Genomic DNA, 12,557 nt, shown 5'->3' with positions numbered 1-12,557 from the left:
ATAAATACCCCCTTGTTATGAAAAAAATCAGAATTAGTGTCCTTGCCTTACTCCTCGCCGGATCGGTACAAATGGCAAATGCACAAACCAAATCCATCGATATTCAGTTGGACCATAAGGAAACAACTTTTAGTCAGAACGGAACTCAATCTGTAACTGTATTTAAAATTAAATGTAGTCCTGCCGAACTGCGATCTATTTTAAATAAAGCATCAGAAATCAGCGAATCAGCTACATTGGTTTTTTCTGATGAAGTTGACGGAGTTTATACAGGAACTTTAACTTGTCTGCTGCAAAATCATCCGGAATATGTACACAAAATGTTTTTCCATTTGGGATTCGAAAACTTTTCGTTAGACGGAAAAACACATCCATTAAATGAATTGCCGGAAGCTTTAAAACAACTTTAATTTTTTTTCATTTATAAAAAAAGGCGACCGATTGGTCGCCTTTTTTATTTCTCTCATTTTATGTTACCTCAACAGAGATACATGTCCGTAATACACTTTCTGATCGCCACGTAATAAATCTCTGGCTTTAATTTTCCAGACATAAACATCCTGCTGGCAATCTTTCGCTTTATATGTTCCAGGCCATGCTTTTCCTACTACATCAGTTTGGAAAATCAATTCACCCCAACGATCGAAAATCATGAATTCATAATTGTCAGGATCCACTCCATTTACAATGGGTAAGAACTCATCGTTGATTCCATCACCATCGGGTGTAAATGCATTAGGCACATAAAGTAAATACTCATCGTAAATAGTAACGTATTTACATGTATCATCTATACAACCATCAGGAGATGTTACTTCGAGACATACTAAATAATCACCCGGATTTTGATTGGCAAATGCAAATGAAGGATTTTGATTGGTAGAAGTCCCCAATGATGCAAAATCCCAATTCCATTGCGCTGCATTATACGATTGATCGTTAAAGTTTACAACGAAATCTAAAATGGTAGGTTGTAATGGATTCCATGTAAAGTCTGCAATTGGATTTTCGAATACGCAGATGTAGTTACTCAAGGTTGTATCTCCAACACATCCTTCGGGTGATGTTACAGTAAGTGAAACATCATAACATCCGGGTAAAGTATATACTGCAGATTGTGCACCACATCCGGTAGCCGTTGTTCCATTTCCAAAATTCCAGGTACAGTTAGAACCAACCTGGCCAGCAGGGGTTGTATTGGTGAAATTGACATTCACCGGTGAACATCCATTTAAATTATCGGCTGATAAATTCACTTGTGGAATGGTGTAAAAATCAACTACCACAGTTAATGTATCATAATCACCACACTGATCTTTTGCTACCATAGTGTAGGTAGTAGGACCTGTTGGTGTAACGGTGATTGAAGCTGTAGTATCGTTGGTACTCCATTCGTAAACATAAGCTGGTTGACCATCGAATCCTTGTGCGGTTAACACGGTAGATTCACCCGGACAAATAGTATCGTTTTGCGAAATGGTAGCATAGAACAATGGACTTACGCTTACCACAGTAGAAACAGGTCCGGCTGTACATCCATTCGCATCAGTTACAGAAACCGAGTAAGTGGTTTGCACTGTTGGATTCACAATTTGATTTTGCTGGTTAACACCGTTCGACCATGAATAGTTGTATGGCGCGGTTCCTCCCTGTGCTAGTGAAGAAAGCGTCATGTCTCCCGCATAACAAATAAATGCATCAGGTGTACCTGATAAAGTAAGCGGAAGTGGTTCGTAAATGGTGATGTTACTTGTAGCCTCACAACCGGTTGCATCCTGAACCATGATATCATAGTTTCCTAAACACAATCCGTTAAAAATATTGGAAGCAACAAACGTAGCGCCACCATCAACACTGTATTGTGTTGCAGTTGGAGCAGTAATGGTAATGGTTCCATCACAACTTCCTGCACACAATGCATCCGTTCCAATTACATTGGTAATTACAACAGGATTTGGTTCTGTAATCGTAAATGTGCTATCAATCATACAACCATTATCGTCTGTGATAATCACATTGTATGTGCCTGCGCATAATCCTGTAGCACTTGCCTGAGAATTTCCTGCAATACCACCCGACCAGTTGAAATTATATAAACCACTCACAGTTCCACCCTGAGGGAAAGCCTGAACTTGTCCATCGCAAACTCCATTACAAGTAGCATTAACCGTTACAAAAGTTTGGAATTGCAATTGTGTTGGCTGATTAACTACAGCAGTTGCATTGGCTACACAACCATGGTTATCCTGAATGGAAATATTATAGGTTCCTGCGGCAATAAAGTTCATTGAAGAAGAAGACCCATAGGTTGTTCCTCCATCAAATGAATATTGATACGGACTTGTACCACCGTTACCGGTGATGGAAACCGAACCACTAAAATCATTGAAGCAAGTTAAATCAACCGGAGTTCCGTTTAAACTTAAAACTGCAGGTTCATTCAAGGTAATGTTATCAGTATCTGTACAACCGTTTGCATCGGTTACAACTACAGTATGATTACCCGCCATCAATCCTGTAAGAATGGTGGATGACTGATTCGCTCCTCCATCTACACTATACTGCAGTGCGCCTGTACCACCAGTTGCTGTAACTTCAATTTGACCATTCGCATCTCCATTACATAATGGATCAGTTGGCATCAGAATATTAATTACAGGAGAAGCATCGTTGTTTACAGTAGCAGTGGTGGTGAATTGACAACCATACTGATCTTCTACAACGATGTTATAAGTTTGAGCTGCTAAAGCATTAAATGTGGATGAAGCTTGGAATGTTGTTCCGCCATCAATGCTATATTGATAACCCGGCGTTCCATTCGAAGCGGTTATGGTTAAGGATCCATTCGGTAATCCGCAAGTAGAATTTACGGTTGCAACCGTTGCAGAAACTGCTGTTGGTTCTGCTACTACCTGAGTTGTATTTACCGTACAACCAAGATCATCTTTTATTTGAACATTGTAACTTCCTGCACAAAGATTGGTGATGATATTATTCGTTGAGAAGGTAACACCATTATCCTGAGAATATAAATATGGAGTTGTTCCACCACCACCGGTAACAGTAATTGATCCATCACATGATCCGTTGCAATCGACAGAATCCGCCACTGTAGTAATAGTTAATACGGCAGGTTGATTTACAACTACAGGATTAGTAACTGTACAACCTGCATTATCTTTTACAACTACGTTATAGGTTCCGGCAGCTAAACCAAAGAAGGATAAACCTGGACCAAAACTTACACCGTTGTCATTGGAATATGTATATCCTGGTGTACCACCGGCAGCCACAATTAATATCACACCGGTGTTATTTCCATTACAGGAAAGATCTGTTACGTTGGTTGTGAATGTAACTGCAGTTGGTTGAGTTATGGTTGCAGTTCCGGTAGCAGAACATCCATTTGCATCTTGTACAGAAAGATTGTAAGTACCTGCTGCAAGTCCCGCAAAATTCGGTGATGCCTGGTAAGTTGTTCCTCCATTTATACTGTATTGGAAAGGAGGAGTTCCTCCTGTTGGTGCGCCAATAGAAATTGTTCCATTTGTTCCACCGTTACATGTTACAGGTGTAGTAGCTGATGTAAAGAAAATCTGACCCGGAGCAGTTAATGTAAATGGTACTACATAAACACATTGTCCCTGGTCGACCATCACAACAGCGTGTGCACCATCACATAATCCCACAAAATCACCGGAACCTGGTTGTGTTTGTGCTCCATTATCCAAATCATAGGTAATTGTTCCAAATCCGCCTGTTGCGATGGTAGATACAGAACCATCACAGATTCCAGGACAAGTTGGATCGGTTGAAGTAATGAATTGTCCTGACATTTGAATATCGTTGATACCTACAAAGGTGGTTTCAACACAACCTAATGCATCTGTAACCTGAATTTCGTATGCACCCGCTACAAGGTTTAAGAATTCTCCGTTTGGATCACTCATACCTGCTGTTAAATTCACGTAGACATAAGGTGAATTTCCACCTGAAGCAATAACCTGGAATCCTCCATCGTTAAATCCGCAGTTGGAAGGATCGGTATATACCGTGTCGATAGAATAACCCGGAGGATCTACCAGCGTAACATTTGCAGTTGCAGTACATCCGTTAGCATCTTGAATAATCATGCTGTGCGGACCACCACATAATCCTGAAAAGTTGGTAGATGATTGCAGTGCACCACCATCAACCGAGAATTGATAGGCTGGTGTACCACCTGTATTCGTAGCAACATTTATTTGTCCGTTACATACACCCTGACACAATGGATTAACTGGTGTATAGGTAGCATTTAATGCTGCGGGTTGAGTAACTACAACGTTGGCATTGGCCAAACATCCGTTTGCGTCACGAACTACAACATTCACTGTACCTGCACACAAGTTGGCGAGTACATTCGATGGTTGGAAAGATAAACCACCATTGCTCGAATATTGATATGGAGGTGTAGCATTATTTGCAGTAATAGTAATTTGACCATTGCATTGTCCGTTACAAGTTACATTCGCAACAACAGAAGTAAATGTCAACTGTGTAGGTTGAGTAATGGTAACAGGAACAGAGGTGGTACAGTTATTCGCATCAGAAACTACAACTGTATAATTTCCGGCTGCTAATCCGCTAAATGTATTGGAAGCTTGCGGACCAGGACCTGGATTTAAATCGTAGGATAATGGAGGAGTTCCACCTGCTCCACTAATGATTACCTGACCATTTACACCACCTGCACAACTCACATTGGTGATGGAGTTAACAGAAGCAACTGGTCCACCCTGGTTGGTGATAGTAACAGGAATTGTAGTTGTACAGTTATTCGCATCACGAATAGTGACTGTATACGATCCGGGTGCTAAGGATGCAAATGTTCCACTCGCCTGGAAGGTTGTTCCATTAATTGAATACTGATAAGGAGAAGTTCCTCCTGAACCAGCAGCAGTAAATGAACCATTGCTTCCTCCGCAAGTAGCAGGAATATTTGCAGTAATTGAACCAGACAATGCAGTTGGAGTTGTTACAGTAATATTTACTGTAGTCGTACATCCGTTAGCATCTTTAATGGTGACGATATGCGGACCAGCACATAATCCATTAAAAGTGGTTCCGGCTTGAAACGCTCCACCATCAATACTGTAAGTATAGGTCGGAGTTCCGCCATTTGCAGTTACGGTTACACTTCCGGTACATAGACCAAAACATGTAACACCAACCTGCGTTGCAGATCCGGTTAATGCTGTTGGTTGCGTTACTGTATAAGAAGCAGTAGCTGTACAACCCGTAGCATCTGTAACCGTCACCGTATAGGTGCCAGCGCATAAATTAGAAGCTGTTTGCGTATTCTGACCAATAGGCGTTCCACCCTGAGCCCAGGAGAAACTATAAGGAGCTTGTCCGCCCGATGGATTTGCAGTTGCAGTTCCTGTACAGGATGCATTACAAAGCATATTGGTACCTGTTGCTGTAGTTGTACAACAAGTTGGACCCGGGACTATTGTAAAATTCGTTGTTGAAGAACATCCCGGTCCGGTCATTGCCACAGTAGCGGTATAATTTCCGGGAGGTAAATTATTAAATACACCTGTACCATTTGAACTGTTTACAGGACCAGCAATGGAATAAGTAAACGGAGGAGTTCCACCTACTGCGGTAATTGTAGCAGAACCTTGATTCGTTCCTAAACATGGCTCTGTAGTTGTTGCTACAGTTGGTGTACCAGGACCAGCAACTACAACTGTAACGTTAGCTGTTGCAGTATCATTGATTCCATTGGTATAGTGAACCGTAAATGTGGTTGTTTGTGTTACGTTGGTAGTAACATTCGCTGAGTTTGGTGCACCTGCAACATGTGTCCAATCGTAATAATATGGCGTACAAGAATTCGAAGTAATTACAACTTCATCAATCCCCCAGTGGTCGCAACATGTTCCTGAAGATCCGGATTGGTACCACTGAATAATGGTATGATCCGTCATTGCACCTGCAGGAATTGTAAAGCAATATTGTGCCCAGGAAGTAAATGCTGTATTTCCGGTGGTAGATGGGGTGTTTGTACCTGGATTTGCGGCAATTACTGTTCCGTTTGGATGGAAATAGGCGATTGTAGAATAGGAAACTCCACAGTTAGTAGAGAATTGAAGATTTACCCCTTCATCCGGTTCATCAGGACCTTCACATGACCCTGTTCCACCCTGTACGGCATATCGCAGCCAGAAACAAATTTGTCCGCCACAACTTAAATCGAGCTGTGCTGTTTGTAGTGTACGAGGTGCTGCAGTGGTATTACCCATCCACATATGCGCACCGTTAGGACCAGGACCGCATGGATTAGTAAATACACCCGCGGGTGATACCGACCATCCCGGACCTGGAGTTTGTCCGTTAAAATTACTTCCTAACTCTACCTGAGTACTAACCCCAACAGCAGAGAGATTCACATTTCCACCACCGCAAGGAAGATTCACAATATTTGAACTGGCAGTTACAGTAGCGTTGTTTGCCCCTGCGCCTGCACATGGAGGACAAGTAGAACATCCACCACAGTCTACACCGGATTCAAGTCCATTTTGAATTCCGTCGGTACAGGATGGAGCTGTAGTACATGATATCGATGCTACAAATCCAACATCCGTTACGCTACCGTCAGAGGTAAAGCGAATGGTAATACATCCATTCGCAGCATTAGAAACTACAGGATTTGGATTGGGCGTTTGAGGTCCACCGGATAATGGTCCCATTAATGTTGCACCACCCGTACCAATACCTGCAAATACAGTTACAAAGTCGAAACCTGACTCTGTATCGAAGGTGGTAAAATTGATGGAGATTAACTGACCTGGTGAACTAGGACAAAACGTTAATGTCATGTTTTGTGAATTCCCATAGGCACCTGTTCCTCCCGGATCATAAACTGTACCGGAGCAGGTGTTGATGGTAGTTCCATTATTGGCTGTTGACATGGTGTATGTCTGTGCCGAAATTTCATTACGGAAAAATATTCCGCACAACATGAAAATTAAGAAGCGAAGCGTCAATACATTTTTCATAAGCGGACGATTAGTTTTCTAAAACAGTAACCACGATTCCTTCAATTTCGAACTTGGTCAAAATATCCGGAGTCTGGAATTCGGTAAACTTTACAAAAACACGAAGCGCACGATCGCATTCAGCATCGCAGTAGCCTTCGCGCTTAGAATTGGCCGGAATTTTTACTTCTTTACGAGCTTCCCCATTCGGATCATCCTGGCAAAGTCCGCAAACTCCGTTGTACCATTTAAATTGAGAATACTCCACCAACACATCTTGTGCATATGTGCTTTCAAAACGCAATAGAATCCATTGAGCATCAGGCGCATTGGAAAAATCGCAATCGGCATATTTATACGAAATTTTGATCCCTTTCTCTTCTTTGAGAGTTGTCCAGCCAGAGGCTGTGCTTTGAGAATACACAGCAATTGGAACAATCAGGATCATCAACAGGGTGTAGAGGTGTCGCATGATTAGTGCTTTTGGTTTTATGAAAGACGAAAAATACGGTTTAGGTTGCCTGAATTTCTACGTGAAATGCAAAAAAGGAGGGCTGGCCCCTCAAGGAATTTTATTAACAATCCTGGAAATTGACCATAAATGGTCAGTTTTGAGCGACCTAGACTGATTTAGAAAAAAGAAAAAAATGAAGAATCTACCTCAATGTTGTACCAACAACTTTTTCACAGTGGTGAAACCATTGCATTCCGCGAACAACAAATACATCCCATCCGGGATATTTTGTGTAGACATCAAAATATTTTTTTCACCTGAAGTTTGAGACAGGATTTGTCCGGAAATAGAAACCAGTGAAACATGAATCATGGATTCATCCACTCCCAATACGCGAATAAAATCGAAAGACTGAAAAATTTCAATGGCCATTTCCTGGTGGTAATTCAAAGCCACCACGGGTGAAAATGAAATACTTCCATCCCAATCGATCGTGGAAATCCGGTAATAACTTATTCCATTTTCAACTTCATTATCTAAGAATGAATAATCAATCGGAACAACAGAATTTCCTGCTGCTGCTATTCTTCCAATGGTGGTAAACAAAATTCCATCATTGGATTTTTCAATGTTAAAATGATGCGTATTCATTTCTGTTGCGGTGGTCCATTGCACCAATGCATTTCCTCCATCCTGCTTTGCTTCTAAGCGAATCATTTCAATGGGTAATGGATTTGTACCGCAAACTACGGTAACGTAATTGGTGGTATTATACGCTACACCACGGGCAAGATCATAACTATTTCCATTGGGCTGATCGGTAGAATATCGATAAGGATAAATCCGATAACAATAGGTTCCTGCATCATTCGCACCGTAATCTGTATAACTGGTTACAGTTCCTCCCGGATTGTCCATTAAAGCAATAATTTCTCCGCCACCCGGAAAAACATATCCAACGCTATAGGTTGTTCCATCCGTTGGTGCATCGAAGGTAGTATTGGCATTTCTTAAAATCATATATCCTACTGTGTTATCGGCAGGATTTGGATCGGTGGCTACATCCCAAAAAAACGTTGCCGCTGCCACAGGATAAGTTGGAGCTGTGGAAGATGTTGTTGTCTGCATGGTAATAGCAGGTTCACGGAGAGAACGCCAAAAATCAGAATTGATTGTATTAGAACCACCACAAGAATTGGGCAAACCAAAAGTCAATGTTGTTGCATTTTTCGTTGTATAAGTTGTTCCATCCTGAGGAGTATTTGTACCGTAATCATTAATAGTACTACCCGGACAAACATAAATTGCATCACCGGATGATGCAGAATTTTTATGATTTAATTTTGGAGAAGGTAAGGCAGTCCAATTGGCACCAACAGTAGAACGATGTCCGAGCGCATGGATATGTGTACCTGATGAATTTCTTAGTTGAACAATATCTCCAGGGCCGGCAATACTCATAGAATTTCCGCTCCAAAAAGGAGATGTAGCAAAATCACCTCCGGAAAAATAAGAGGTGTTTTGCAAATGTAATTGTAAATACCCATCTGCTGGATCCACATCTTGTGTATAGCTTGCACCTGAGCTGTTTATTACCCGGTGATAAAGTATAATAATTGTTCCAGCCCTCAAATTCGACCATAATGAAACATTTGCAAATGTAACTGCCGTTTGCCACGAATCTTGATTCCCATTATTATCCCTAATGGTCCAATTGCGCATGTCCACATTATCGGAAACAACCAATAATTCGGTCCATTCATCTCTAACATCAGCTGCATTAAAATATCCGCTCACCACCACACTCTGTGCAAGTAATTTTGTACTTGAAATAAAAACTAAAATTCCAATGAAAAACAATAAAACAAAAAATCGAAGAAGTCGCTTTTGAAAATCCTGAACGGTTTTTACGCTTGGGAAAATCTTCTTCATAAGACTAGCCCCAATCGTAAATAATTTATTTTCCTGAATGAGTAAACGCAAATCCATTTTACTTCGTTTTAATCAGCGTTACTGTTCCGTTTTTCTCCATGCTACGATCGGCAACATCAATATAGCGAAGGAGATAAAAATAAGTGCCTTCAGGGACTTCATTCCCATTGGTTGACTCCCCTTTCCAGTTTTTATTTAAGCCATCATAACGGGTGATTTCCTGTCCCCATCGATTGTAGATGACAACTTCCAACGTTTTAAGTGCATAACTTAAAATTTCAAATTCATCATTGACCAAATCACCATTGGGTGAAAAAACATTAGGAATAAAAAGATAAACCGAATCATACGCGTTAATCATACCCACAGCTGTGTCTTTACATCCCGCAGCACTTGTTGCAATCAACATCACTTCATAACTACCTGCATCGGAATAAGTATCCGTAAAGTCAGTTTGAACGGAAGTATTACCAGTAGTCGATATCCACTGATAACTTATAGCTCCATTACTTTGATTTTGAAATTGAATGGAAAAGGGAACAGTACCAGAAGTTGAAGACGCATTAAACTGTGCAGTTACATTATCAAAATTTACAATCAGAATTTCTGAAGTATCTGTTCCGCAAGCACCATTTATCACAGCATAATAAGTTCCCGGATTAGAAATGACAATTGCATTTCCAATGGTTCCGTCCGACCAAACAATTGTCCCGCCTCCAATTGCATTCACCGATAAACTTTCTCCGGTACAAATCAATTGTTGTCCGAATACATCAATATTCACCACTGAACTATTACCGACAGAAATCATTAGCGTGTCACTGTTCGAGCAAGCACCGGAATCTACAGAATAAATAATTTGAGTCTGACCAATCCCTGCAATTGAAGGATTGAATGTTCCTTGATTTACATTGGTAATTCCATTACCACTCCAAACACCACCGGATGGAGATGCCGATAATTGAACAGCACCTTGATTTAAACATAAGCTACCGGGATTAGCGATTGAAACTACCGGAAGTTGATCAACCGATATAGAAATACTAGCGGCAGAAGAACAGTTATTGTTATCGGTAAAGGAATAATTGATGGTGAAATTCCCGCTTCCGCTAATGGAAGGATCAAATTGTGAAGCCGTAACTCCGGTACCGGAAAAAATTCCACCAGGTGGACTAGCCACTAAATTAACCGGCGAATCATTTTCACACAGTGGAGAAACAGCAGTGAAATTGATAATGGGGTTAGAAAAGACGATTACTTCAACAGAATCCAGGGTTGTTCCGCAGGAGTTACTGCCGGACAAAACATACCACGCACTTTGGTTCACCGAAATCTGGGTTGCCGTGCTACCGCCTGTCCACACATAACTATTTGCACCATTCGCAAAAAGCTGGACTGAATTTCCCTGACAAAACGATAAACTTCCAGAAGCTGAAATAGAAGTTTGTGGTAATGGCAAAACAGAAATCGCAACTGTATCGCTAACTAATACGCCACAAGATCCTACTACAGAACAAATCAATTGAATAGATCCGGATTCAGAAGTTGCTGGTACATAAAATGCATTCAGCGAATTTCCATTGATAAACACACCTGCACCACCCGACCATTGCACTCCCGCGTTACTACCAATAACTGTTGCTGATACCGGCAAGGTATCATTCGCACAAACAGAATTTGCTGCAGCAGCAACTTCAATGCTTGTCGGCTCAAACGGTGCAATACAACCATTGTTGAGATAAGTGGGATTTCCTGCAAAATCAAAATCTACACGTGCACCATCATTTAAAGCAGAGGCGCCACCATACAATCCGTTGATGTTTATTAATTGAGCACGATCGTAGGTTACTACATCCGAACATCCCGTTGAAATTAACCCGATGGATAAAGTACGTGGCGAAGGTGTACCAGTTGGAGTTGGTGTTTGTGTTCCCGAATTGTTGTGATTGGCAAAATGTCCCTGGAAATTTCCTGAATTCTGAAAAATCACATAAAACGTATCCACTAACGATGCAAACGAATTAGCCGATGTGCACATATCCGTACTGGTAATCAATAATACTTTTTTACCAGCGGGAATTATTCCTCCAGGAGGCTCAAGTAATAATCCACATGGTGATGAAACCGTCGCTTGTAAATCGGCCACCAAGGTAGCAGTGCCTGCATTTGGAGAACTGATTCCTAAGAACGTATTATTCGGCCAGGTGATACTTAAATCGGAAATAGAAATGGGATTTGGACCAGTAATAAACCGGACCATTTCATTCTTGCCTTCGCAGGAACAGTTCGGACTTAAATTGCTTGTACAACCGGAACCAGGTACACAAGCATCCACTAAAAGACTTTGGATTTCGAGACAAGAAGTTGGAATTTGCGCCGCTGCACGAATTGAAGCAACAATAATGAAAACCAACACCCAAATAGTTCTATACATAGCAAGTAGAATTTGGGCGGTTTCGGACAATCTTTAACAGACTCCTGTAGGATGTTCGCTTAACAGGACAAAAATACATCTTAAGCTTAGAGTCCCCGTTACCGATACATTAATAAATCATTCACAAAAAGCAACGAATTATTAACTATTAAGAGAGATCTGTTGAGCCGGGTTATTATTATCAGTCCATATTAACTAATTTTCGGTCCAATGAAATACCTGCACCCCATTGTAATACGACTTTCAATGGTCAGTCTCTTTACCGACATGGCCAGTGAAATGTTATACCCTATTATGCCGGTGTATTTAAAGAGTATTGGATTTTCAATTATTCTGATTGGCGTTTTAGAAGGAATTGCAGAAGCCGTTGCAGGATTCAGCAAAGGTTATTTTGGAAATTGGTCCGACCACTCCGGAAAGCGTTTGCCCTTTGTACAAATCGGATATTCCCTCAGTGCCATTTCAAAACCGCTTATTGGATTATTCAGTAATGTGTGGTGGATTTTCGGAGCAAGAACCATGGACCGGTTAGGAAAGGGAATACGTACAGGAGCAAGGGACGCGATGTTGTCGGATGTTAGTTCAGAAAAAGATCACGGAAAAGTTTTTGGTTTTCATCGTTCAATGGATACCCTGGGTGCGGTGGCGGGTCCTGCATTAGCACTACTCTTTCTTTATTATTATCCGGGAGAATATTCCTTATTGTTTTTTA

Annotated in this window: 6 protein-coding genes; 2 read left to right on the top strand and 4 right to left on the bottom strand. The window is 41.1% G+C overall.

Translation table 11 applies throughout. The annotated features are described in order from the left end of the window. Nucleotides 1–17 precede the first annotated feature (17 nt). Nucleotides 18–410 carry a hypothetical protein gene (locus K1X56_10780; GenBank protein MBX7095200.1) on the top strand — a complete coding sequence of 131 codons (393 nt, stop codon included), beginning with the start codon at nucleotides 18–20 and terminating at the stop codon, nucleotides 408–410. A 63-nt stretch (nucleotides 411–473) separates the two neighbouring features. Here K1X56_10780 and K1X56_10775 read toward each other — a convergent pair whose 3' ends face one another. The 4 genes from K1X56_10775 to K1X56_10760 form a co-directional block, all read right to left on the bottom strand. Next, complete coding sequence (locus tag K1X56_10775; GenBank protein ID MBX7095199.1) at nucleotides 474–7,046, bottom strand: gliding motility-associated C-terminal domain-containing protein; 6,573 nt, start codon at nucleotides 7,044–7,046, stop codon at nucleotides 474–476. Nucleotides 7,047–7,056: 10 nt separating this feature from the next. Next, on the bottom strand, nucleotides 7,057–7,497 hold the full coding sequence (locus tag K1X56_10770; protein MBX7095198.1) for a hypothetical protein: 441 nt from the start codon (nucleotides 7,495–7,497) through the stop codon (nucleotides 7,057–7,059). Between the two features lie 189 nt (nucleotides 7,498–7,686). Beyond that, a complete protein-coding gene (locus K1X56_10765; GenBank protein MBX7095197.1) occupies nucleotides 7,687–9,468 on the bottom strand; it encodes a T9SS type A sorting domain-containing protein in 1,782 nt (593 codons plus the stop codon). A 1-nt stretch (nucleotide 9,469) separates the two neighbouring features. Continuing rightward, nucleotides 9,470–11,845, bottom strand: coding sequence for a gliding motility-associated C-terminal domain-containing protein (locus K1X56_10760; GenBank protein ID MBX7095196.1), 2,376 nt, complete (start codon nucleotides 11,843–11,845; stop codon nucleotides 9,470–9,472). 210 nt (nucleotides 11,846–12,055) lie between these two features. On the opposite strand from K1X56_10760, the gene K1X56_10755 reads away from it, so the two are divergent. Then, a partial coding sequence (locus K1X56_10755; protein MBX7095195.1) for an MFS transporter occupies nucleotides 12,056–12,557 on the top strand: 502 nt, incomplete at its 3' end.

Source organism: Flavobacteriales bacterium (genome assembly GCA_019694795.1).
GTDB lineage: Bacteria > Bacteroidota > Bacteroidia > Flavobacteriales_D > UBA2798 > UBA2798.
The sequence above is the reverse complement of the archived record's forward strand: the minus strand, read 5'-3'. Positions and strand labels throughout refer to the sequence as shown.

Bases quoted from the DNA above. Each gene is read 5' to 3' on its own strand.
- K1X56_10780 (MBX7095200.1), top strand. From the start codon at position 18: ATGAAAAAAATCAGAATTAGTGTCCTTGCCTTACTCCTCGCCGGATCG.
- K1X56_10775 (MBX7095199.1), bottom strand. From the start codon at position 7,046: ATGAAAAATGTATTGACGCTTCGCTTCTTAATTTTCATGTTGTGCGGA.
- K1X56_10770 (MBX7095198.1), bottom strand. From the start codon at position 7,497: ATGCGACACCTCTACACCCTGTTGATGATCCTGATTGTTCCAATTGCT.
- K1X56_10765 (MBX7095197.1), bottom strand. From the start codon at position 9,468: ATGGATTTGCGTTTACTCATTCAGGAAAATAAATTATTTACGATTGGG.
- K1X56_10760 (MBX7095196.1), bottom strand. From the start codon at position 11,845: ATGTATAGAACTATTTGGGTGTTGGTTTTCATTATTGTTGCTTCAATT.